Here is a 24335-nt window from a genome sequence, read left to right as displayed (position 1 = left end):
CTTCAGAGTGAGTCTCGGGAAGGTCGCGTAAACGCGCCGGTGCAGGTCAAGTTGGGACAGCTTGGCGTCCGTCCGACGGGCAGGTCAGGGGCTACGCGGAAGCACGGAGACGGCTGGCCGGGAGTAGTCGGCGGAGGCCGAGGGCGTCACGGTGCCGCCCTGTTCGGGGCCGGTGGAGGCGGGCGGCGGCACCCGTTGCGGGCCGCCGCCCGAGGAGGCGCCCCGGTAGACGGCCACGAAGGCCAGCGCGACCATGCCGATGCCCATCGCGAGGGCGAGCAGCCAGGCGACGGGGCGGTGCCAGCGGACCTGCTTGCCGTAGGCCGCCGGAGCGCCGTAGGGGCGGTCGAGGGGGTCGCGGTCGTCGTCCGGGTCGTCGAGGTCGGGATCATGGCCGAAATCGCCGTACCCGTCGTCGTAGCGCTCGGCTCTGCTGCGGCCGCGGCGGGCCGCCTCGGCCTCGGTGGCCTCGGCTCTGGCCTCCGCGGCGGCCAGGAGGCGTTCGACGGCGGTCGGCTCGTGCACCGCGGCCGCCTGTACGAAGGCCTCGTCGAAGACCACGGAGGCGAACTCTTCGTCCGACACCCCGCGGTCGTGGTCGTCGTCGGGCTCCCTGCCGTCCGGGAACGGCGTGCCCCCCACGTCCTCCGGCACGGGTCCAGACTAGACCTGGGGGGTCGTTTTGGGCAGACGGCGGGGGAATTCTCCCGGTGGGTGAGACGCCCCGGCCGGTGCCCCCGCCGTCCGGCGGTCAGCGGCGGACGTGTCCGTCGCCGGTGACGATGTACTTGGTGCTGGTCAGCTCCGGCAGCCCCATCGGGCCCCTGGCGTGCAGCTTCTGTGTGGAGATGCCGATCTCGGCGCCGAAGCCGAACTGGCCGCCGTCGGTGAAGCGGGTGGAGGCGTTCACCGCGACGGTGGTGGAGTCGACCAGCTGGGTGAAGCGCCGGGCGGCCTGCTGCGAGGTGGTGACGATGGCCTCGGTGTGCCCGGAGGTCCACAGCCGGATGTGCTCGACGGCCCGGTCCAGGGAGTCGACGACGGCCGCGGCGATGTCGTACGACAGGTACTCGGTCTCCCAGTCCTCGGGGGTCGCCTCGACGACGGTCGCCCGGGAGTCCTTCGCGTACGCCATCACGCGCTCGTCGGCGTGCACGGTGACCCCGGCCTCGGCGAGGGCGTCCAGCGCGCGGGGCAGGAAGTCGGCGGCGATGTCCTGGTGGACCAGGAGGGTCTCGGCGGCGTTGCAGACGCTGACGCGCTGGGCCTTGGAGTTGATCAGGATGTCGACGGCCATGTCGAGGTCGGCCTGCGCGTCGACGTAGACGTGGCAGTTGCCGGTGCCGGTCTCGATGACGGGGACGGTGGATTCCTGGACGACGGTGCTGATCAGCGAGGCGCCGCCGCGCGGGATGAGCACGTCGACCAGGCCGCGGGCCCGCATCAGCTCGCGCACGCTGTCGCGGCTCTCGCCGGGCACCAGTTGCACGGCGTCGGCGGGCAGCCCGGCCCCGCCGACGGCGTCGCGGACCACCCGGACCAGGGCGGTGTTGGACTGGTAGGCGGAGGAGGAGCCGCGCAGCAGCACCGCGTTGCCGGACTTCAGGCAGAGGGCGGCGGCGTCGACGGTGACGTTGGGCCGGCCCTCGTAGATGATGCCGACCACGCCGAGCGGCACCCGGACCTGGCGCAGGTCGATGCCGTTGGGGAGGGTGTTGCCGCGCACGACCTGGCCGACCGGGTCGGGCAGCGCGACGACGTCGCGGACGTCGGAGGCGATGGCGCGGATCCGCTCGGGGGTGAGGGTGAGCCGGTCGATGATGGCCTCGCTGGTCCCGGCGGCGCGGGCCTTGGCCACGTCCTGGGCGTTGGCCTCGACGATCTCGCTCGTGCGGACCTCGAGCGCGTCCGCGACGGCGAGCAGCGCGTCGTCCTTGGCGGCCCGCGGCAGCGGCGCGAGGTCGGCCGCGGCGGACTTGGCCCGGTAGGCGGCCCGGGTGACGGGTGACATCGAGTCGTACGGCGAGAGCGTGGTCATGGAAGGAAGGGTAATGCGCGCCTTCAGGGCGGTCGCCTGCCGTCCCATCCCGCGAGATAGGCCGCCAGAGGCGGTCAAAACGGGTGCACGCCGATGGGGGTCGCGGGTGCGGGGCCGTACCCGGCGGCGATGCGCTGGTGGTAGGTGGCCCGGTCGATGACCTCCAGGCCGACGATCTCCCAGGGCGGCAGCCCCGCGGTCTGCCGGTGCTCGCCCCACAGGCGCAGGGCGACGGCGGCGGCGTCGTGCAGGTCGCGGGCCTCCTCCCAGTACCGGATCTCGGCGTGGTCGTCGGCGTAGCGGCTGGTCAGCAGGAAGGGGTGGTCGTGCGCGAGCTGTTCGAGCGCCCGGCGCACCTCGGTGAGCGGGGCGCGGGCGCCGGAGACGCTGAGGGTGACGTGCCACAGGCGCGGGGTGTGCTCGGGCTCCTCGCCGCGGAACCGGTCACCGGCGGCGACGCTGGTGAGCGCGCGCTTCTCGCCCGGCGGCCGCTTCTCCCCGGGGGCGCGCTTCTCGCCCGGCGCCCGTTCCTCGCCCGGCGCCCGGTTCGCGCTCCGGGTGCCGCCGGGGCGCGCGCCGGTGCCGCCGCGTGCGCCCGTGCCGCCCCGGGAGGCGGTACCACCGCGGGGTGTCGGTGGCCCAGGGCGTACTCCGCTCACGACGGCCTCCTTCACGCACACGGCTCGGCCCGGTGGTCGGCCGGGCTTGTCCCTGAGGAAAGTTGAGCAGGCCGCGCGAGATCGCGGGGCGGTTTTGCGGAACGTCCACCGCCGATTCGGGGACGTTTCGACCCATTACGGGTGCAGGATCACCAGATCGTCCCTGTGTACGACCTCGCGTTCGTACGCGGGTCCGAGTTCGCGCGCCAGTTCCCGGGTGGAGCGGCCGACCAGCCGGGGCATCTCCTTGGCGTCGAAGTTGACCAGCCCCCGGGCCACCGCCCGGCCGGCGCCGTCCCGCAGCTCGACGGGGTCGCCCGCGGCGAAGTCCCCCTCGACGCCCGCGATGCCGGCCGGCAGCAGCGACTTGCGACCCTCCACGACCGCCCGTACGGCGCCGTCGTCGAGGACGAGCGCCCCCTGCGGGGCGGAGGCGTGCTGGAGCCACAGCAGCCGGTCGGCGGAGCGGCGGCCGGTGGCGTGGAAGTAGGTGCCGGTGTCGCCGCCGGCCAGGGCGTCGGCGGCGTGGACCGCGCTGGTCAGCACCACGGGGATGCCGGCGCCGGCGGCGATGCGGGCCGCCTCGACCTTGGTGACCATGCCGCCGGTGCCGACGCCCGCCTTGCCCGCGCTGCCGATGTCGACGCCCGCGAGGTCGGCCGTGTCCCGCACCTCGGCCAGCCGCGAGGTGCCCGGCCGGCTCGGGTCGCCGTCGTACACGCCGTCCACGTCGGACAGCAGCACCAGCAGGTCGGCGTGGACCAGGTGGGCGACGAGGGCGGCGAGGCGGTCGTTGTCGCCGAAGCGGATCTCGTCGGTGGCGACGGTGTCGTTCTCGTTGACGATCGGGAAGGCGCCCATCGCCAGCAGCTTGTCCAGGGTGCGGGAGGCGTTGCGGTGGTGGGCGCGGCGGCTCATGTCGTCGCTGGTCAGCAGCACCTGGCCGACGCGGACGCCGTAGCGGGCGAAGGAGGCGGTGTAGCGGGCGACCAGCAGCCCCTGGCCGACGCTGGCGGCGGCCTGCTGACGGGCCAGGTCTCGCGGGCGGCGGCGCAGGCCCAGCGGGGCGAGGCCGGCGGCGATGGCGCCGGAGGAGACGAGGACGATCTCCTTGTCGGTCCCGCGCACCTTGGCCAGCACGTCGACGAGCGCGTCGACCCGGTCCGCGTCCAGGCCGCCCGCGGCGGTGGTCAGCGAGGAGGACCCGACCTTGACGACGATCCTGCGGGCCTCGCCCACGGCCTGCCTCGCACCCGGCCCTGTCCCCGGCCTTGCCCCTGCCACGGCCCCGTCCGCCTCTCCCGTCGACACGCGCCGATCCCTGCGCTCGCCAGGCAATCTACGCGAAGGCGAACACGCCCCGCACCAGAGTTCACGCTGCGGACAGGCGACGCCAAAGCCCCCTCCCCCGCCCACACCGACCCCACCCCTCCCGGCGGCGTCCCGGCCCGTCACGCCCCTGCCCGGGCCCGCACCGGCCCGCATCCCCGCCACACCCTCGCCCCGCGCCGCGTCCGAGCGCGTGCCGCGCCACGTTCACGACCGCGCTTCGCTCAGCGCCCACACGCCCCTCCCGCCCGCGCATGCGGACCCTGCCCGGTCCCGCCGCGCCCGCACCGCACCCCACCGCACCCCACCCGCGCAAGTGCCGCGCCACGACCCCGCTCCCGGCGGCGCCCACGCCCACACGCCCCCTCCCGCCACGCATGCGGGCCGACCCTGCACCGGTCCGCATCCCCGCCGCACCCTCGCCCCGGCCCCGCATCATCACGCCGCGCCCGCGCACGTGCCGTGCCACGTCCACGACCGCGCCAGCGCTCACACCCGCACCCCACCCGGCCCCGCCCCAGCCCCGCACCCCACCGCACCGCACCCGCGCAAGTGCCGCGCCACGTTCACGACCCCGCTCCCGCCCGCGCTCACACCCCTCTCGCCCCCGCACGCGGGCCCCGCCCCTCCCTGCGGCGTCCCCGCCCGTCAAGGCACCGCGTCAACACGCGCGTGTCGTCGGGCGGTCACCGGGCGTTAACCCGGTTGTCCGATGCGCGACGAGTCTGGAGCGACCGCAGTGCCCCTATCCCTGCCCCGCCTGCCCCGCCGCCCGCTCCGGTCCTCCGGGCGGCCCCGCGGTCACCGCCTCCGCCTGCTCGGGCGGCGGCGGGCCGCGGTGAAGCTGCTGGTCCTGGGTGTGCTGGCGGCCGCCTTCGCCGCGCAGGCCCTGGGCGCGCTGCTGCCGCACGTGCCGCTGCTGCTGGCCGCGAGCGCCGCCTCGCTGGCCGCCGAGGGGGCGTTGTACCGGTGGCAGCGGGGCATGGTGTCGCTGTTCGCCAAGTCGCACGCCGATGTCACCGTCCGCCACGTCCTGCGGGACCTGCTGCTCGTGGTGGGCCTGCTGCGCCTCGGCGAGCAGCACCGCGAGGGGGCGTACGCCCCGCTCGTCGCCGGGCTGCTCGTCTTCTACGCGCTGCACTGGGCGATCCAGGCGGTGTCCGTCCTGGTCCGGCGCACCCGCACGCTGCCCGTGGTGACCCGGAACATCGACGCCTCGGCGCTGCGGCTGACCCCGGCGCCCCCGGCCCTGCTGCGCCGCCCCGGGCACCGGCTGGCCGCCTTCGGGCTGCCCGCGACGGCCGGGCTGCTGGCCACGGCGGCGACCGACGCGCCGGTGTACGGGGCGGCCGGGCTCGCGCTGTCCCTGGCGCTGGCGCTGACCGGCCTGGGCGCGCTGCTGCTGCGGCTGCTGCCGGGCCGCCGGCCCGCCGGGGAGCAGGAGGTGCTCGACTGGTTCGACGCCTGGCTGGCGCGGTACCGGCCCACCGTCGGCCTCTATTTCTCGGGCGGTGCGTCCTCGGCGTACCAGGCGAACATGTGGCTGGAGCCGCTGGCCGGCCTGGACGGGCGGCCGGTGATCGTGCTGCGGGAGCGGCACATGGTGCAGCGGATCGCGGCGACCGACATCCCGGTGGTGTGCCTGCCGAAGGTGTCCACGCTGATGCGCCTGGAGCACTCGACGCTCCGGGTCCTGCTCCACCCGTCCAACTCCGGCAAGACCTCGCAGGTCCTGCGCATCCCGACCATCAAGCACGCCTTCGTGAACCACGGGGAGAGCGACAAGCTGTCCTCGTGCAACCCGTACGCGAAGGCGTACGACGAGGTGTGGGTGGCGGGCCCCGCGGCGCGCGAGCGGTACGCGCTGGCGGAGGTCGGCGTCGAGGACAAGGACGTGGTGGAGATCGGCCGCCCGCAGCTGGACGCCGTACGGCCCTACGCGGGGCCGCCCGCGCCCGGGGCGTTCACGACCGTGCTCTACGCGCCGACCTGGGAGGGCTGGGACGGCAACCCCGGCAACACATCGGTGATCGAGGCCGGGGAGAACCTGGTGCGGGCGCTGCTCGCGGACCCGGGCGTCCGGCTGCTGTACAAGCCGCACCCCCTGACGGGTTCCGTGGATCCGCGGGCCCGCGCCGCCGATCTGCGCATCCGGGAGCTGGTGCGGACGGCGAACCGGGAGCGGGGCGGGCCCCGTCCGGACGGCTCCGCGGCCGGTGTCCTGGCCCGGCGGGCGGCGGAGCTGGACCGGCTCACCGCGGCCGGTTTCCGGTCGGCGGCGGACCAGGCGGAGCGGATGCTGCGGCAGCCGGCGCCACGGCCCGGGCGGGCGGACGCGGTGCGGCGGGCGACGGCGGCCTGGGAGGAGGCGTACTGGGCGTCGCTGCCCGAGTGGGAGCACCAGGTCGTCACGGACGTCCGCCCGTCGCTGTACGCCTGCTTCAACCGGGCCGACCTGCTGATCAGCGACGTGTCGAGCGTGATCAGCGACTTCCTGGCGAGCGGCAAGCCGTACGCGGTCGCCAACACCAGCGGGCTGGCCGAGGACGTGTTCCGCAAGTCGTACCCGACGGTGGCCGCGGCGACCGTGCTGGCGTCGGACGCGTCCGGGGTGCCGGCGCTGCTGGCGTCGGTGCGGCAGCCGGAGCTCGACGAACTCGCCGGGGGGCGCGCCGCGTTGGCGCTGCGTCTGCTGGGTCCGGCCGAGCCGCCGTCCCGGGAGCGTTTCGCCGGCGCGGCGCGGGAGCTGTGCGACGCGGCGGTGCGGCACCGGGCCAGGAGGGCGGAGCGGCTCGCCGCGGACCTCCCCGTGCCCGGCCCGCGCCAGGAACCGGTCGGGCCGTCCGCCCCCTCCGCGACCCCGGAGCCGCACGGCCGCGTCTAGCGGTGCCTCTCCGACCCCCGTTTCCCGGCTTCGGCGGGCACCGCTCCTGTCACAGCATGGTCACGAAACACGCCCTCCGGCCGGGGCGGTCCGCCCGCCCCCGGCCGCCGACGGCACTCCCCCGCGCACGGCCGTGCCGCCGGTGGGCACGTCGAGGGCAAGGCGTGCCCGCCCCGCCCGGGCCTTCGCCGTAATCGGCCGGAGGGCGCGTCGCGTGCGCCCCGCCGCCCCGGCTCCGCCCGTGACCAGCCAGCTCGTTCCCCTGTCCGCCGCGCATCCGCACCGGGTGCGGACTCGCCCGCGGGCCACGGAAATCGAGTCGGGCACATGGGACGGAAAGCGACGCAAGTCAATAAAGAGGACAGGGGGACCGAATGTGAGGAAGTTCTCCGGCCGCTTCGGCGCGGCCCATTCGGGCGGCCGGTGCGGCCATTTCCCGCTGTGACGGGGCACAGGGTGTCCGACTACCGTGCCCGCGGAAACTCCGCGTGAATCCTTTACGCTGATGCGGCGGCGCGCCCCAGACCCGAGCAGTGCCCGGAGCGCGCTCCGGTCCCAGCCCGCGGTCCCGTGGTCAGTTCTCGGAACAGGTTGTAAGGATGCCCAAGCTCTCTCTCGTTGTCCCCGTGTACAAGGTGCAGGGCTATCTGCCCGAGTGCCTTGACTCCATACTCGGGCAGGACTGCACGGACTTCGAGATCATCGCGGTCGACGACTGCTCGCCCGACGGGTCAGGGGCCATTCTCGACGAGTACGCGAAACGCGACGACCGGATTCATGTGATTCACCTCACGGAAAACGTGGGGCTGGGTCGCGCACGCAACGCCGGACTGGAAAAGGCCACCGGCGATTACGTGTTGTTCCTGGACAGTGACGACACGTTGTCGGACGGTGCGTTGTCGGCCATTCGGGACCGGATCGAGGCCACGGGCGATCCCGAGATCCTGATCTTCGACTACGCGCGTACCTACTGGGACGGCCGCGTCCGCCCGAACCTGCGGGCCGACCTGCTCAAGGAAGAAGGCCCGGACACCTTCTCCCTCGCCGAGCGCCCCCAACTGCTCGACCTGCTCCAGATCGTGTGGAACAAGGCCTACCGGCGCGACTTCGTCACCCGCACCGGGCTCACCTTCCCGCCCGGCTACTACGAGGACGCCCCCTGGACGTTCTGCTCGCTGATCAGCACCGAGCGGATCGCCGTCCTGGACCGGGTCTGCGTGTACTACCGGCAGCGGCGCGAGGGCGGCAACATCCTCAAGACGGTCAGCCGCAAGCACTTCGACGTCTTCGACCAGTACCAGCGGGTCTTCGACTACCTCGACGCGCACGAGGAACTCGCCAAGTGGCGTGCCCCGTTGTTCCGCAAGATGGTCGACCACTACCTGACCGTCCTGGAGCGGCCGGGCCGCCTGCCGCAGGACGCGCGCGCCGAGTTCTTCCACCGGGCCTCGGCCGACTACCGCGCCCGGGTGCCGAAGGGCTTCACCCGCCCGGGCGGCGGCCGCGGCCACAAGTACGGGATGCTGGAGCGCGACGCCTACGCGACCATGATGAGCGCCCTGGCGGCGGTGAAGCTGCGCCAGCGGGTCAGGGCCAGCACCCGTACCGCGCTCAACCGCTCCAAGCGGGGCGCCATGGGCGCCTTCTACCAGTCGCAGCTCAGGCTGCCGCTGGACGACAACCTGGTGCTGTTCTCCGCCTACTGGAGCCGCAGCGTCTCCTGCAACCCCGCCGCGATCGACGCCGAACTGGCCCGTCTGGCCCCGCACATGCGCCGGGTCTGGGCGGTCCGCGCGGACAACGCGGGCCGGGTGCCCAAGGGTGTGAACGTCGTCCGCGTGGGCTCGCGCGACTACTGGACGGCCGTGGCCCGCGCCAAGTACCTCGTGAACAACGTGAACTTCGCGGACTCCGTGGTCAAGCGCGAGGGCCAGATCCACGTGCAGACCCATCACGGCACGCCGCTCAAGACGATGGGCCTGGACCAGCAGAAGTACCCGGCCTCCACCGACATGGACTTCGAGAAGCTCCTCGAACGGTGCGACCGCTGGGACTACAGCATCAGCGCCAACCAGTTCTCGACCGTGATCTGGGAGCGGGTCTACCCCTGCTCGTACACCACGCTGGAGACCGGCTACCCGCGCAACGACGTGCTGGTCAACGCCGGCGCCGAGGAGGTGCGCGCGGCCCGCGCCGCGCTCGGCCTGGCCGACGGCGCCAAGGCCTTCCTGTACATGCCGACGCACCGCGAGTACCAGCCGGGCTTCACCCCGCCCCTGGACCTGGGCCGGTTCGCCCGCGAACTCGGCCCCGACGCGACCCTGCTGGTGCGCGGCCACTACTTCTACGGCAACTCCCCGCACGTCGACGAGCTGCGCCGCACCGGCCGCGTCGTCGACGTCTCCGGCCACGCCCGGGTGGAGGAGCTGTACCTCGCCGCCGACGCGCTGATCACGGACTACTCCTCGGCGATGTTCGACTACGCCGTACTGGACCGCCCGATCATCAGCTACGTCCCCGACTGGGACGTCTACTCCGCGGTGCGCGGCACCTACTTCGACCTGCTCCAGGAACCGCCCGGCGCGGTGGCCACGACGCAGGCGGAGCTGCTGAAGCTGCTTTCCTCCGGCGCGTACGACAGCCCGGAGACCACGAAGCGCCGGGACACCTTCCGCCGGCGTTTCTGCGAATTCGACGACGGACACGCAGCCGAACGGGTCGTGCGACGCGTCTTCCTCGGTGAAGAGAGCCTGCCGCCCATCGTCCCGTTCGACGAACGCCACCACGCCCCGACCCCCGCCCAGGCGCTCGAACTGGTCGAGCGGGCCTGACCCCGAAAGGAGACCACCAAGCCATGGCCCCTCGGCTCAGTGTCATCGTCCCCATCTACGACGTGGAGCGTTACCTCCCCGCCTGTCTGGACTCGCTCGCGGCACAGACCTTCCGTGACTTCGAGGTCCTGATGGTGGACGACGGTTCGCCCGACGGCTCCGCCGCCATCGCCGAGGAGTACGCCTCCCGCGACCCGCGCTTCAAGCTCATACGCAAGGAGAACGGCGGCCTGGGCGCGGCCCGCAACACGGGCATGACGCACCTGGCGCCCGAGTCGGAGTTCCTGACCTTCGTCGACAGCGACGACCTGATCCCGCCGGACGCCTACCGGCTGATGGTCGGCAGCCTCGACGAGAGCGGCTCGGACTTCGCGACCGGCAACGTCTACCACCTCAAGGGCGAGAAGTCCTGGCAGGTGCCGCTGATGCGGATGCTGGCCGGCGAGGCCCGGCTGGGCACCCACATATCCCGCTACGCCAAGCTCGTCGCCGACCGCATCGCCTGCAACAAGGTCTTCCGGCGCACCTTCTGGGAGAAGCACGGCTTCGCCTTCCCCGAGGGCCGGCTGTACGAGGACACCCCGGTCACCATGCGGGCCCACTACCTGGCCGAGAGCGTCGACGTCATCTCGGAGCCCTGCTACTACTGGCGGCTGCGCGAGGGCGAGTCCGCCCCGTCGATCACGCAGCGCCGCACCGACCCGGCGGGCGTGCGCGACCGGGTCACCTCCGTGATGGAGATCAGCGCCTTCCTCGCCGACCAGCCCGGCGAGACCTACGCCCGCCTCAAGCGCGAGTACGACACCCGTGTCCTCCGCGACGACCTGCGGCTCTTCCTCAACGTGGTGCCGGACGGCGACGCGGAGTACCGGGCGGAGTTCCTGCGTTCGGCCAACCGCTTCCTCGACAGCATCGACCCCAAGGTCGTCATGGACCTCCCGGCCGAGCTGCGCGTGCAGTGGCTGCTGGTGCGCAAGCACCAGATGGAGGAGCTGATCGCCCTGCTGGCCGGCCAGCGCCGCAAGGAGACGCCCGAGGTCAGCGGCCTGGTCCGCAAGTACGCCTCGTTCCCCTCCCTTGAGGGCGCGGATCTGCACCTGCCCAAGGGCGCGCTCCGCATCGACCAGCACCTGAACATGCGCGCCCCGCTGCAGGAGGTGAGCTGGTCGGGCGGCAAGCTCGTGCTGTCCGGCAACGCCTGGATCGACAAGATCGACCTGCCGACGCGCAAGGCCTCGGTCAAGGTGCTCCAGCTGCGCAAGGACCGCTCCCGCCGCCGCATCCTGCTGCCGGCCCGCAACCTGCCCCGCCCCGAGGTCACCACCGACTCCGGCCAGGACCGCTACAACTACGAGTGGGCCGGCTGGGAGGTCACCATCGACCCCGCCAGGCTCCGCAAGGGCGGCCAGTGGCAGGAGGCCGTGTGGCACGTGGGCCTGGGCATCTTCGCCTCCGGTCTGGTGCGGCGTCACGCGGTCCACTCCAGCGGCGGCGCGGCCTGCAACTTCCCGCCGTACCACTGGCTGAGCCCGGACTTCCGGATGCTGCCGGCCGTGGAGCGCGGGGCGCTGAAGCTGCGGATCGAGAAGGTCCGCGCCCTGATCACCGGCCGCACCCTGGAGGGCGACCGGATCAAGGTCACCGGTGAGATCCGCGAGCCCCTCGCGGCGGACGAGCAGGTGGTCCTGCGGGTCAAGAACCAGAAGGGCGCCGAGACCCTCGACTACCCGGTCACCGTGGAGCGCTCGGGCGGCAAGCAGGCCTTCTCGGTCGAGGTGCCGGTCGCCGACGTGGCGCTGATCTTCCACGAGGGCGTCGACGAGAAGGCGCAGCCGGAGAAGCGGACCTGGTCCACGGTGCTGGTCGCGACCGACGCCCACGGCAAGGAGCGCCGCTTCGGGACCGTGATGCAGGAGGGGCTGTCCGACGCGGAGTTCCCGCTGCCCGAGTCCCTCGGCACCCAATCGCACCTGGTGGAGCTGGCCGTCGTGGCGGGCCACACCGGGTTCCTGAAGTTCTCCGGCCGCACCCGCCGCGCCGTGATCGACTCGGCCGCGGTGCGCGACGGAAAGATCGCTCTGACCGGCCACGCCGACCCGCGGCTGTCCGGCTCCCGCTTCCTGCTCAAGCCGCGCAACCGCTACGAGGAGCGCTTCGTCGAGACCCGGTGGCTGGACGGCGGCCGCTTCGAGGTGTCCTTCGACCCGAGCCGCCTCGGCGGCGCGGGCGACGTCCCGCTGCGGGCCGGCCGCTGGAACCTCTTCCTGCGGCCCGACGAGGAGGGCGTGCCCGACGTCGCCTTCGTCACCGACCGGCTGGCCTCGGACTCGTTCCCGGTCCAGGCCGAACTCAACGGCCGCCGCTACTGGCTGGAGAACCGCTGGGGCGACTTCCCGCAGCTCAACGCCCGTTCCGAGCTGACCGACCTGGAGCGCGGTCCGTACCGCCAGAAGGAGCTGCGCCGCACGGTGTACGAGCCGCTGTTCCAGCAGCCGCTCAAGGACCAGGTCTTCTACCTGAGCTACAACGGCAAGCAGTTCTCGGACAGCCCGCGCGCGATGTACGAGGAGCTGGTGCGGCGCGGTTCGGACCTGAAGCACCTGTGGGCGGTCCGTGACGGCCAGGTCAACCTGCCGGACGGGATCGAGAAGGTCCGCATGTGGGGCACGGAGTGGTACGAGGCGCTGGCCTCCAGCCGCTACATCGTCACCAACGGCCACCTTCCCGACTGGATCGTGCGCCGCCCGGGGCAGTCGATCGTGCAGACCTGGCACGGCACGATGCTGAAGAAGATCGGGCACGACATCGACACCCTGCACTTCGACCGGCGCTACCAGGAGAAGCTGGCGCTGGAGGCCAAGCAGTGGAGCCTGCTGGTGTCCTCCAACCGCTTCAGCACGCCGATCCTGAAGCGGGCGTTCTCCTACGACGGTGAGATCCAGGAGGCGGGCTACCCGCGCAACGACTACCTGTACACCGCCGACCGGGACGCGATCACGGCGCGGGTGAGGAAGGCGCTCGGCCTGCCCGAGGGCAAGAAGGTGGTCCTGTACGCGCCGACCTGGCGCGACGACCAGTCGCACAGCGCCGGGCAGTACCTGTTCGACCTGCGCATCGACCTCGAGGACGCCCAGCGGCGCCTCGGCGACGACCACGTGCTGCTGATCCGCCGCCACTCCAACGTGGTGGACGCGGTGCCGGGCGCGGGCAACGGCTTCGTGTGGGACGCCTCGGAGTACCCGGACATCGTCGACCTCTACATCGCCGCGGACATCATGATCACGGACTACTCGTCGGTGATGTTCGACTACGCGCACCTGAAGCGGCCGATGCTGTTCTTCACGTACGACCTGGAGCACTACCGGGACACGCTGCGCGGGTTCTACTTCGATTTCGAGCAGGACTCGCCCGGTCCGCTGATCGACAACTCCAAGGAGCTGGTCGACGCGATCCGGGACATCGACCAGGTGCGGGTGGAGTACCAGGAGCGGTTCGACCGCTTCCACCACCTGTTCTGCGACCTGGACGACGGCAACGCGTCCGCGCGGGTCGTCGACCGGATGATCGAGCAGGCCCGGGAGGGCTGACCCGCCGTCACGCGGGCGAAAGGGGCGGGGCCCGGAGGATGGTGATCCTCCGGGCCCCGCCCCTTTCGCCTGGCGGCCGGCTCAGAGCCGTACGGTCTTCACCGAGAGCTGGCACGCGGCCGTGAAGTAGGGCCGCAGCTCGGTGCGCCGGCGGGTGGGCGGCAGCGGAGCGGGCGTCTGGCCCAGTGCCCGGCGGGACTTGCGCACCGCACGGGTCAGCACGGTCGGCCCCGCCGCCACGGTCTCGCTGTGCACCGGGCGGGGGAAGGTGAACACGTTGATCGGCTGGAGCACGTCGGTCGCCAGCTTGGCCAGCGGCACCCGGGGCGCGTCGGGCGCGGTGCGCAGCGACAGGTCCCAGATGACTTCCTTCTCGTCCTCGTCGGTGTGCTCCCGCACCAGGGTGGCGCAGTCGACGTCCACGGCCACCCAGCCGTCGCCCTCGTCGCGCAGCGGGAAGGTCAGCACCCGCTCCTTGTCCCGCCGGTGCACGGCCTCGACGACGGCGCCCGCGGCCGGCCGCGCGCCCCACAGCTCGGCGCGTACGGCGACGGTCCGCTCGTCCACCTTGACCGGGCCGACCTCGGCGTGCACCTCGCGCAGCGCGCTGCGCAGCCGCAGCCCGCCGTCCTCGTGCCGGTGCGGCAGCATCAGCGCCAGGGACGGCCCCTGCGTGCGCGGCAGCCGTACGGCGAGCAGGTCCCGGGTGTCGCAGCCGTAGCCGTCGGTGGTGAGCGCCACCTCGCGTTCGCCCTCGCGGGTGGCCAGGGCCAGCTCCCAGGTGCCGTGGGCGAGCCCGGTGTCCCAGGGCACGACGGCGTCGCCCCCGGCGGAGAAGGGGAAGCGGTGCTCCGCGGCACCGGCGCCGCCCCTGCGCACGACGAGGTCGGCCTGCCCGGCGCTCGGCGGCAGCGTGCCCACGGAGACGTGGACCGAGCCCTCGCGGTCGACGCGGGCGGTGGCGTGGCGGGGCAGCTCCTTGCGGGCGAAGGCCTCCTCGAGGATGGCCTCGAAGCGCTCGCGGCTGGCCCGCTCGTGGAAGCGCTCGGCGTTGCGGATGCCGGCGGCGGCCATCTTCAGGCGCAGTTCGTCGTCCTTGACCAGGCGCCGGATCGCGTCGGCCATCGCCTCCACGTCACCGCGCGGGACGATCAGCCCGTCCTCGCCGTCGGTGAGGACGTTGCGCGGTCCGTGGTCGGCGTCCGTGGCGACAACGGGCAGCCCGGCGGCCATCGCCTCGACCAGGACGTTGCCGAAGGCCTCCCGCTTGGAGGGCAGGACGAAGATCGACGCCTTGCCGAACTCCGGGGTGACCGGCGAGGTCTGGCCCATGAGGAGGATGCTGTTGGACAGTCCCAGTTCCTCGATGCGGGCCCGCAGCTTCTTCTTCTCGGCGCCGTGGCCGTAGATGCGCAGGGTCCACTCCGGTGCCTCGGCGTGGACCCTGGCGAAGGCCTCGACGAGCAGGGCGTGGTTCTTGTTGTCGGTGAGGTGACCGGCGGAGACGATCACCTTGTTGGTGCCGCTGGAGCGGATCGTGGACGCCGGCACGCAGTTGGGCATCACCGCCAGGCGGTTGCGCACCGCGGGCACCTGCCGGGCGAGGGCCGCGACCTCCTCCGGGGTGAGCGCGGTGAGGGCGTCCAGGTGCCGGTAGGCCGGGAAGAGGCGCTGCTTGATGTCCGTGGCGTAGATGGCGGGCATCGAGTGCTCCTGGGTGACCTTCAGGTAGTCACCGGGGGCCTGCGCCAGCATGATCGTGTTGCGCGGGCTGGAGCTGACGACGACATCGGCGTCGGTGGTGTCGAGGTACTCCAGCAGCCGCAGCTCCGCGAGCCGGCTCACCACCGGCGTCTTGGCACCGGCGTTGAGCGGGTAGATCAGCGGGAACTTGTCCGACAGCGGGTTGTCCACGTCGGACACCGGGGAGTGCGGCCGCATGTCGGTGAGCGCCCGGACCTTCACCCGCGGGTCCAGCGGGAAGTACGACTCGTCGCGGACCTTGCGCAGGGCCACGATCTCGACCTCGTGCCGCTCGGCCAGGGCACCGGCGAGGTTCTGCGTGGCGCTGACCACGCCCCCCATGTGGCACAGATCCCGAACGAGAAATGCGATCTTCACTTTTCGGCTTCTCTCTGCTCCCGGGAGCGGCCGGCCACCGCTGTCCCCCGCCCCTGACCACACATGCGGTCACATCCTCCTCACAAAGTACACACGGCTGCCCGGCGGTGGGTCACGGCCCCGACACACCTGTGTAACCCTGTGAACAGCAAGATGCCGCCCGCGGGACAGAGGTTCCACGGGCGGCTGTGCGCGTCGTCACCCCTGCGGCCGGAGGGCGCCGCGCGGGGCTGTCACGGAGGGATCAGAACGGCTCGAAGCCGTCGAACTCCTGCTGGGCCTCGTCCCGTTCGGCCTCCCGGTCCCGGCGGCGCTGCGCGGCCGGGCGGGGTGCCTCGAAGCGGTGGTCCTCGCCGCGGCGGCCGAGCATCTCGGCGCCGGCCGACATCGAGGGCTCCCAGTCGAAGACGACCGCGTTGTCCTCGGGTCCGATGGCGACGCCGTCGCCGCTGCGGGCGCCCGCCTTCACCAACCGCTCCTCGACACCGAGGCGGTTGAGCCGGTCGGCGAGGTAGCCGACGGCCTCGTCGTTGTTGAAGTCGGTCTGGCGCACCCAGCGTTCGGGCTTCTCGCCGCGCACCCGGAACAGGCCGTCCTCCTCGCGGGTGACGGTGAAGCCGGCGTCGTCCACGGCCTTGGGCCGGATGACGATGCGCGTCGCCTCCTCCTTGGGCCGCGCGGCACGCGCCCTGGCGACCAGTTCGGCCAGCGCGAAGGACAGCTCCCTGAGGCCCATGTGGGCCACCGCGGACACCTCGAAGACCCGGTAGCCGCGCGCCTCCAGGTCCGGCCGGACCATCTCGGCCAGGTCCCTGCCGTCGGGCACGTCGATCTTGTTGAGGACGACGATCCGGGGCCGGTTGTCCAGGCCGCCGTACTCGCGCAGTTCGGCCTCGATGACGTCCAGGTCGGACAGCGGGTCGCGCTCGGACTCCAGCGTCGCCGTGTCCAGGACGTGCACCAGCACGCTGCACCGCTCCACGTGCCGCAGGAACTCCAGGCCCAGGCCCTTGCCCTGGCTGGCTCCCGGGATGAGACCGGGGACGTCGGCGATGGTGTAGACGGTCTCGCCGGCCGTCACCACGCCCAGGTTCGGCACGAGCGTCGTGAAGGGGTAGTCGGCGATCTTCGGCTTGGCGGCGCTCAGCACGGAGATCAGCGAGGACTTGCCGGCGCTCGGGTAGCCGACCAGCGCCACGTCGGCGACGGTCTTCAGCTCCAGCTGGACGTCCTGGAGGTCGCCGGGCTCGCCGAGCAGCGCGAAGCCGGGGGCCTTGCGGCGTGCGGAGGCCAGCGCCGCGTTGCCGAGGCCGCCCCGGCCGCCCTGCGCGGCGACGTAGGAGGTGCCGTGGCCGACGAGGTCGGCGAGCACGTTGCCCGCCCTGTCGAGGACGACGGTGCCGTCGGGCACGGGCAGCACCAGGTCCTGGCCGTCCTTGCCGGAGCGGTTGCCGCCCTCGCCGGGCTTGCCGTTGGTGGCCTTGCGGTGCGGGGAGTGGTGGTAGTCGAGGAGCGTGGTCACCGACTGGTCCACGGTGAGGATCACGTCGCCGCCCCGGCCGCCGTTGCCGCCGTCCGGGCCGCCGAGCGGCTTGAACTTCTCACGGTGGACGGAGGCACAGCCGTGGCCTCCGTTACCCGCGGCGACGTGCAGTTCGACGCGGTCCACGAAGGTGGTCATGGGATGTGCCTCCAGTTACTGCCTACTGCGGGAATGTCTCTTGGTTAACACGCGAAAGGCGGACCCGCTTCCCCTCGGGGAAGTGAGGCCCGCCTCGCGAAAGTGTCCGGTCAGGCGACCGGGACGATGTTCACGACCTTGCGGCCGCGGTGGGTGCCGAACTGCACCGCACCGGCCTGCAGGGCGAACAGCGTGTCGTCGCCGCCACGGCCGACACCGGCGCCCGGGTGGAAGTGGGTGCCACGCTGGCGGACCAGGATCTCACCCGCGTTGACGGCCTGACCGCCGAAGCGCTTCACGCCGAGCCGCTGGGCATTCGAGTCGCGACCGTTCCGGGTGGACGATGCGCCCTTCTTGTGTGCCATGTCTCCTCAGTCCCTTACTTCGCAGCCGCGGGGATCTCAGTGACCTTGATCGCCGTGTACTGCTGGCGGTGGCCCTGACGACGGCGGTAGCCGGTCTTGTTCTTGTAGCGCAGAATGTCGATCTTCTGGCCCTTGTGGTGGTCCACGACCTCGGCCTGGACCTTGATGCCGGCCAGCACCCACGGGTCGCTGGTCACAGCGTCGCCGTCGACGACGAGCAGGGTCGAGAGCTCGACCGTGTCGCCGACCTTGGCGGTGGAAATCTTGTCAACCTCAACGATGTCGCCGACAGCAACCTTGTGCTGGCGACCACCGCTGCGCACGATGGCGTACACGCGGATCTCACTCTCTCGCTCGGGAACGGCACCCCCGCAGTCCAGCCGCCCGGTGACACACGGACGGCCTCTCCCGGCCGCAGCCCGCGAGGGCACACCCGGAAGGAAAGAGGTTTACGGGGATGTGACGCGCCAGTCGACACGCCGACGGTCAAGATTACGGGGCCGCACGACAGGGGTCAAACCGGGCCCCCGGGGCCCGCGACCGGGGCCGCCGGGGATCAGCCGGAGACCGCCGCGACGTACTCGGCGTACGCCTCCCCCGCCCGCGCGGGCGACAGGTCGAGGTGCTCCAGGATCGTGTACCGGCCGGGCCGGGTCTGCGGCGCGAACCCCACGGCCCGCACGAACTCCTCGTCGCCGAACCCGATCTCCCGGGCCGTCACCGGCAGCCCGTGCCGGCGCAGCGTGTCCGCCATCAGCAGGGAGCCCTCCCGGTCGCCGCGCAGATACGTCGCGAAGGCGGCGCCGATGCCCACCTGCTCGCCGTGGCTGGCCGCGCGCCCGGGGTACAGCAGGTCGAGGGCGTGGCTGATCTCGTGGCAGGCCCCGGACGAGGGGCGGGTGTGCCCGGCGATGGTCATGGCGATGCCGGACAGCACCAGGCCCTCGGTGAGCACGGTCAGGAACCCGTCGTCGCCGCAGCCGCCGGGGTGGCGCAGCACGGCCTCACCGGCCTGCCGGGCGAGGGCGGCGGCGAGGCCGTCGACCTTCTCGCCGTTCACCCGGTGGGCCAGCTCCCAGTCGGCGACGGCGGAGACGTTGGAGACGGCGTCGCCGATGCCGGAGCGCACGAAGCGGATCGGCGCCTCCCGGATCACCGCGAGGTCCACGACGAGCGCGATGGGCGTCGGCACGCCGTACGAACCGCGGCCCGCGTCGTTGTCGAGGATGGAGACCGGCGAGCAGATGCCGTCGTGGGACAGGTTGGTGGCCACCGCGACCATGGGCAGACCCACGCGGGCCGCGGCGAACTTGGCGCAGTCGATGACCTTGCCGCCGCCGAGGCCGACGACCGCGTCGTAGCGCCCCGACTTCATGCCGTCGGCCAGCCGCACCGCGTCGTCGATCGTGCCGCCGCCGACCTCGAACCAGTCGGCGCCGGGCAGGGACGGCTCCAGCCTCCGGCGCAGCCGCGCCCCCGAGCCGTCGCTGATCGCCACGGCCAGCGTCCCGGACTGCGAGATCCGCTGGTCCGCGAGGACGCTCGCCAGGTCGGCCAGGGCGCCCGGCCGGACGTCCACGACGAGCGGCGAGGGGATGAGCCTCGTCAGTACCGGCACGGGATCTTCTCTCCTCGGGGGCGGGGGCCTGTCGTTGATGATGCGCCCGGGAACGTCCGGGGAAACGTGTGGCCCCGTCCGAACGGAATCCGAACGGACGGGGCCACACGTTTTGCGACAGGTGCCGGATCGGGCGGTGCCGGATCAGGCGCGCAGGGTCAGCCCTCGTCGGTGGCGGCCGTGACCGAGGACGGTGCCTGCTGGGCGGCCGCCGCGGTCTTCTTCGACGCCGTCTTCTTGGCCGTGGCCTTCTTGGCGGTCGTCGTCTTGGCCGCCTTCTTGGCGGTGGCCTTCTTGGCGGTCGTCGTCTTCTTGGCCGCCGTCTTCTTGGTGGCGGCCTTCTTCGCCGTCGCCTTCTTGGCCGTCTTGCGGGCCGCCGCCTTCTTGGCCGGAGCCGCCTCGTCGGCCTCGGGCTGTTCCTCGGGGGCTTCCTCCGCCGTGGCCGACGGGACGACCGTGACGGCCGCCTCCTCGGACGCGGTGGAGGTGGTGGGCTTGCGCACCGCGCGGCGCCGCGGACGGGCCGGGGCCGCGCTCTCGGCCGCCTCGCCGGCGGCCGGGGCCTGCGGCGCCGGCTCGGGCTCGGCGGGCTGCTCGGCCACCGCGCCGGAGGTCTCCGGCACCGTCAGGACGGCGGCCTCGGCGCCCTCGGGCGAACCGGCCGGTGCGGACACCTTCCGGGTGGCCCGGCGGCGGGTACGGCCCTTGGGCGCGGCCTCGTCCGACGCGGGCGCCGGGGACTCGGCCGGGGCGGGGGCGCCGGAGACGGCGTCCTCGACAGCGGCGGGCTCGGCCAGCACCTCGGCGGCGGGCTCGCGCCGCACGGGACGCTCGACCTCCTCGCGCACCGTGACGTCCTGCGCCGTCGGGACCTCGGCGGGCGCGGTCTCGGCCTTCGCGGCCTCCTCGGCCTTCGCCGTCCCGGTCTGCGTACCGGTCTTCGCGGCCTTGGGCGCGCCCGCCGGGGCGGACGCCCGACGGCTCGCGCGACGACGGCCGCGACCGCGCGTGGCGGCGGCCTCGGCCTCGGCGGCGCTGCTGTACAGCTCCTCGTCCGCGCTGAAGTCGGGCGCCGGGAGGGCGACCGGCTCGGCCACCTCGGCGGCGACCTCGGCCTCGGACTCGGTGTCCGCCTCCTGCTCCGCCGTCGGGCCGGTCTCGATGCCGGCGACGGCCTCGTGCTCGTGCGGCTGGTCGGCCCCGGCCCGCGCCCGCTTGCGGCGCTTGCCACCGCCGCCACCGGCCGCGGACGGCTGGTCGAGGTGGACGATGACACCGCGGCCGTTGCAGTGGACGCAGGTCTCCGAGAACGACTCCAGCAGGCCCTGGCCGACCCGCTTGCGGGTCATCTGGACCAGGCCCAGCGAGGTCACCTCGGCGACCTGGTGCTTGGTCCGGTCCCGGCCCAGGCACTCCAGCAGGCGCCGCAGCACCAGGTCCCGGTTGGACTCCAGCACCATGTCGATGAAGTCGATGACGATGATGCCGCCGAGGTCGCGCAGCCTGAGCTGGCGCACGATCTCCTCGGCCGCCTCCAGGTTGTTCCTGGTGACCGTCTCCTCGAGGTTGCCGCCCTGACCGGTGAACTTGCCGGTGTTGACGTCGATGACGACCATCGCCTCGGTCCGGTCGATCACCAGCGAACCGCCGCTGGGCAGCCAGACCTTGCGGTCCAGCGCCTTGGCGAGCTGCTCGTCGATCCGGTACGTGGCGAAGACGTCGACCTCGCTGGTCCACTTGGACAGCCGCTCGGCGAGGTCCGGCGCCACGTGGGACACGTAGCCGTGGATGGTCTGCCAGGCGTCGTCGCCGCTGACGACGACCTTGGAGAAGTCCTCGTTGAAGATGTCGCGCACGACCCGGACGGTCATGTCCGGCTCGCCGTACAGCAGCGTGGGCGCGCTGGAGCTGCCGCCCTTGGCCTTCTTCTGGATCTCCTCCCACTGCGCCTGGAGCCGCTCGACGTCGCGGCGCAGCTCCTCCTCGCTGGCGCCCTCGGCGGCGGTGCGCACGATGACGCCCGCGTCCTCGGGGACGATCTTCTTGAGGATGGTCTTGAGGCGGGAGCGCTCGGTGTCGGGCAGCTTGCGGCTGATGCCGGTCATCGAGCCCTCGGGCACGTAGACCAGGTAGCGGCCGGGCAGCGAGACCTGGCTGGTCAGGCGGGCGCCCTTGTGGCCGATCGGGTCCTTGGTGACCTGCACGAGGACCGACTGGCCGGACTTGAGGGCGGACTCGATGCGGCGCGGCCCGCCCGCCATGCCCAGCGCCTCGAAGTTGACCTCACCGGCGTACAGGACGGCGTTGCGGCCCTTGCCGATGTCGATGAAGGCGGCCTCCATCGACGGCAGCACGTTCTGCACCTTGCCGAGGTAGACGTTGCCGACGTACGAGGTGGCCTGCTCCTTGTTGACGTAGTGCTCGACGAGCACCCCGTCCTCCAGGACGCCGATCTGGGTGCGCTCGCCGTGCTGGCGGACGACCATGACGCGCTCGACGGCCTCGCGGCGGGCCAGGAACTCGGCCTCGGTGATGATCGGCACCCGGCGGCGGCCCTGCTCGCGGCCCTCGCGACGGCGCTGCTTCTTGGCCTCCAGACGGGTGGAGCCCTTGATGGACTGCACCTCGTCGGACGGCTCGGGCTTCGGGCGGGGCTCGCGGACCTTGACGACGGTGCGCTCGGGGTCGTCGGTGGAGGACTCGGCCTCGCCCGAGCCGTCCCCGGCGCGGCGGCGACGGCGACGGCGGCGCCGGCTGCTGCTGGAGCCACCGCTGTCGCCGGCGGCCTCCTCGCCGTTGTCCTCGGCGTCCTCCTCCGCCTGCTCGGCGGTGTCCTCGGCGTCCTGCGCGGCCTGCTCGGCGGCGGTCTGGTCGACCTCGCCGTCCGTGAGGTCGCCGTCCGCGGCGTCGCCCCGGCGACGGCGACGGCCGCCCCGGCGGCGACGGCGGCGCGAACCGGACTCCTCGTAGCCCTCGGCGTCGTCGTGGTCGTCGTCCGACGCGTCGGACTCGGTCTCGTCGTCGGCCTTCGTCTCGGTGTCGGCCTCGGGCTCGTCCCGGGTGACGGCGGCGGTGGCCCGCTCCTCGGCGGCCTCCTCGGCGGCGGCGCCCCGGCGCTTGCGGCGGCGACGCGAGCCGGCGGGCTGCTCCTCGGGGGCCTCCGCGCTCTCCTCGGCCGGCTTCGCCGACTCGGCACCGGCCGCTTCGGCGGCGGCCTCGGCCGCGGCCCGCTCGGGCGTCTGGAACTGGGGCTCGGCGAACACGGGCGCCTGGAACACGGCGACCGCGGGACGCGAGGGGCGCTTGGGCGCGTCCGCCTCGTCGGACGCCGCGGCGGCGGACTGCGCCGGGGCGGCGAACCCGGAGGCGGCCTTACGGGTGGAGCGGCGGCGGGCACGACGCGGCGCGGCGTCCTCGCCGGACTCGGCGCTCTCGGGCGCGGCGGAGGCTGTGGGGGCGGCGGGCTCCGTGGACTTCGCGGGCTCGGGGGCCGCGGCAGCCGGGGCGGCGGGCTCGGTCCCGCCCGCTTCGGCGGCGGCCTCGACCGGCGCCTCGGCCGGGGCAGAGACGCGGCGCGTGGCACGCCGACGGGTCCGGCCCTTGGGCGCGGCGCTGTCGGCCTCGCCCTGGGTCTCCTCAACGGCGGGCGCGGGCGCCTCAGCGGGCTCCGGGGCCACGGCGGCGGCCGGCTCGGCGGCGGCGGGCTCGGCGGCCGAGGTCACGCTGCGTGTGGCACGACGCCGGGTACGCCCCTTGGGCGCCGCGCTCTCGGCGGGGGCCTCGACGGTCTCGGTGGTCTCCGCGGCCTCTTCCGTCTCTTCGGCGGGCGTCGGCGTCTCGGCGGCGGGGGCCGCGGGCACGACGGTCTCGGCCGCCTCCGCCGACGCGGGAGCCCCGGCGGGCGCGGAGGCGCGGCGCACCGCACGGCGCCGCGGCCGGGCGGGGGCGGCCGGCTCAGGGGCCGGCTCGGAGGCCTCGGCGGGCTCCGCGGGGGCCGACTCGGCGGGCGCGACGGTCTCCGCCGGCGCCTCGGAGGCACCGGACGGCGGACCCGCCGGGCGGGACGCGGCCCTGCGCCGACGGCGCGGCGGCAGGGTGTCGCTGGGGGTGTTCGACTCGGTGTCCGTCGAGCTGGTCGCGGACCCGGTGGGTTCGGTCGGTTCGAGCATGCGGGGGTTTCTCCCGTCAGGCTCCCGGGCGCCGCGCCTGGTCCGGCATCGACATGTCGACCGCCGGTGACGTCCGCGGCTCGCGCGGTGCGCGGTCGCCGCCGTCCGGGGCGCGGGCGCCGCTCGGAAGCTCATCCGTGTCTTGTCTCGCCGGTTCCGTACCCCTTGTCGTGCACGGCCTGGCGAAAGTCTTGTGGTCGGTGCGCTGCCCGACCCAGGTGGCTCCCGAGTTCGAGGGCGGCGCTACGACGTCCGTCCCTACGCGGAACCTTCCTTACGCCGGCGCCTTCGCGGCGGCGGAAGCGGCGGCCGGTTGCGGCTCGGGCGCTTTCGCCTCGCGGTCGGGCGCGAGCGGGTCGGTCACCGCACCGGTCTCTTCATCGAACAGCCCCTGCGCCAGCCTGGTCACCGCTGCGGGGACCGGCGGCGCCAGGTCGGCCACGGCGCGAAGACCGGACAGGACGTCGTCGGGTCGTACGGCAGGCGTCACGTGCCGAACAACCAGCCGCAGTATCGCACAGGGCCGGTCGCTCGGCCTATCAGCCGGTGAACCGTGCGTGGTGACGCTCTCGAGGTGCGCGACGGCGGAGCGGGTGTCGAAGGTACGGACGCCGTTCTTCGTACGGCGCTGCACCTCCACCGCCGGGGCCGCGGTGAACGCCGCGACGGCGGCTTCGGCCTCGGCGGGCTCCACCCCGTCCAGCCGCAGCTCCCACACGGACGCCGTCAGCCGGTCGGCGAGCCCGGAGGTCCGGGCCTCGACCGCGTCGACGACGTCGAGCCCGGCGGGCAGCGACTCGTCGAGGAGCAGCCGCAGCCGCTCCGGGTCGCGCGCCTCGGTGAGCGCGATCTCCAGATACTCCGCCTCACTGCCCGTGCCGGTGGGTGCGGCATTGGCGTACGACACCTTCGGGTGCGGGGTGAACCCCGCCGAGTACGCCATCGGCACCTCGGCGCGGCGCAGCGCACGCTCGAAGGCGCGCTGGAAGTCACGGTGGCTGGTGAACCGGAGGCGGCCGCGCTTGGTGTAACGCAGTCGAATGCGCTGCACCG

At 73.2% G+C, this 24335-nt stretch carries 14 protein-coding genes; 3 read left to right on the top strand and 11 right to left on the bottom strand.

The window, feature by feature from the left end; all coding sequences use genetic code 11:
• Positions 1-84 precede the first annotated feature (84 nt).
• From D1J63_RS24575 to proB, 4 genes are all read right to left on the bottom strand, one after another.
• Positions 85-654: a hypothetical protein gene (locus D1J63_RS24575; RefSeq protein ID WP_102928640.1), complete on the bottom strand. Its 570-nt coding sequence runs from the start codon at positions 652-654 to the stop codon at positions 85-87.
• Positions 655-751: 97 nt separating this feature from the next.
• The gene (locus D1J63_RS24570) at positions 752-2038 is read right to left on the bottom strand and encodes a glutamate-5-semialdehyde dehydrogenase (protein WP_102928639.1); all 1287 of its coding nucleotides are present in this window, start codon (positions 2036-2038) and stop codon (positions 752-754) included.
• Between the two features lie 74 nt (positions 2039-2112).
• Entirely contained in the window at positions 2113-2697 is a 585-nt protein-coding gene (locus D1J63_RS24565; protein WP_125631698.1) for a hypothetical protein, read from the bottom strand.
• 135 nt (positions 2698-2832) lie between these two features.
• Positions 2833-3936 (bottom strand): glutamate 5-kinase, encoded by a 1104-nt coding sequence (gene proB, locus D1J63_RS24560; protein ID WP_102927856.1) that lies wholly within the window; start codon positions 3934-3936, stop codon positions 2833-2835.
• Positions 3937-4738: 802 nt separating this feature from the next.
• Here proB and D1J63_RS24555 point away from each other — a divergent pair.
• The 3 genes from D1J63_RS24555 to D1J63_RS24545 all read left to right on the top strand — a co-directional run bounded on the left by D1J63_RS24555 (position 4739) and on the right by D1J63_RS24545 (position 13328).
• Positions 4739-6910 (top strand): hypothetical protein, encoded by a 2172-nt coding sequence (locus D1J63_RS24555; protein WP_125631696.1) that lies wholly within the window; start codon positions 4739-4741, stop codon positions 6908-6910.
• A 599-nt stretch (positions 6911-7509) separates the two neighbouring features.
• Positions 7510-9741 (top strand): bifunctional glycosyltransferase family 2 protein/CDP-glycerol:glycerophosphate glycerophosphotransferase, encoded by a 2232-nt coding sequence (locus tag D1J63_RS24550; protein ID WP_125631694.1) that lies wholly within the window; start codon positions 7510-7512, stop codon positions 9739-9741.
• Between the two features lie 23 nt (positions 9742-9764).
• Positions 9765-13328: a bifunctional glycosyltransferase/CDP-glycerol:glycerophosphate glycerophosphotransferase gene (locus D1J63_RS24545; RefSeq protein ID WP_125631692.1), complete on the top strand. Its 3564-nt coding sequence runs from the start codon at positions 9765-9767 to the stop codon at positions 13326-13328.
• Between the two features lie 81 nt (positions 13329-13409).
• Here the strand turns inward: D1J63_RS24545 and D1J63_RS24540 are convergent, their stop codons facing one another.
• From D1J63_RS24540 to D1J63_RS24510, 7 genes are all read right to left on the bottom strand, one after another.
• Positions 13410-15413, bottom strand: a complete 2004-nt coding sequence (locus tag D1J63_RS24540; protein ID WP_125635775.1) for a glycosyltransferase — start codon at positions 15411-15413, stop codon at positions 13410-13412.
• A 280-nt stretch (positions 15414-15693) separates the two neighbouring features.
• Positions 15694-17130, bottom strand: a complete 1437-nt coding sequence (gene obgE, locus D1J63_RS24535) for a GTPase ObgE (RefSeq protein ID WP_125631690.1) — start codon at positions 17128-17130, stop codon at positions 15694-15696.
• A 110-nt stretch (positions 17131-17240) separates the two neighbouring features.
• Positions 17241-17495: a 50S ribosomal protein L27 gene (rpmA, locus tag D1J63_RS24530; RefSeq protein ID WP_003976205.1), complete on the bottom strand. Its 255-nt coding sequence runs from the start codon at positions 17493-17495 to the stop codon at positions 17241-17243.
• A 14-nt stretch (positions 17496-17509) separates the two neighbouring features.
• Complete coding sequence (gene rplU, locus D1J63_RS24525; protein WP_004931419.1) at positions 17510-17830, bottom strand: 50S ribosomal protein L21; 321 nt, start codon at positions 17828-17830, stop codon at positions 17510-17512.
• A gap of 221 nt (positions 17831-18051) precedes the next feature.
• A complete protein-coding gene (locus D1J63_RS24520; RefSeq protein WP_164712953.1) occupies positions 18052-19113 on the bottom strand; it encodes an iron-containing alcohol dehydrogenase family protein in 1062 nt (353 codons plus the stop codon).
• Between the two features lie 158 nt (positions 19114-19271).
• Positions 19272-23282, bottom strand: coding sequence for an Rne/Rng family ribonuclease (locus D1J63_RS24515; protein WP_125631688.1), 4011 nt, complete (start codon positions 23280-23282; stop codon positions 19272-19274).
• A gap of 274 nt (positions 23283-23556) precedes the next feature.
• The gene (locus D1J63_RS24510; protein WP_102932739.1) at positions 23557-24333 is read right to left on the bottom strand and encodes a TIGR03936 family radical SAM-associated protein; all 777 of its coding nucleotides are present in this window, start codon (positions 24331-24333) and stop codon (positions 23557-23559) included.
• Between the last annotated feature and the right edge of the window lie 2 nt (positions 24334-24335).

This window comes from Streptomyces sp. KPB2, assembly GCF_003950055.1.
Lineage (GTDB): Bacteria > Actinomycetota > Actinomycetes > Streptomycetales > Streptomycetaceae > Streptomyces > Streptomyces salinarius.
Note: the sequence above shows the minus strand (reverse complement) of the source record. Positions and strands in the feature narration are given on the sequence as shown.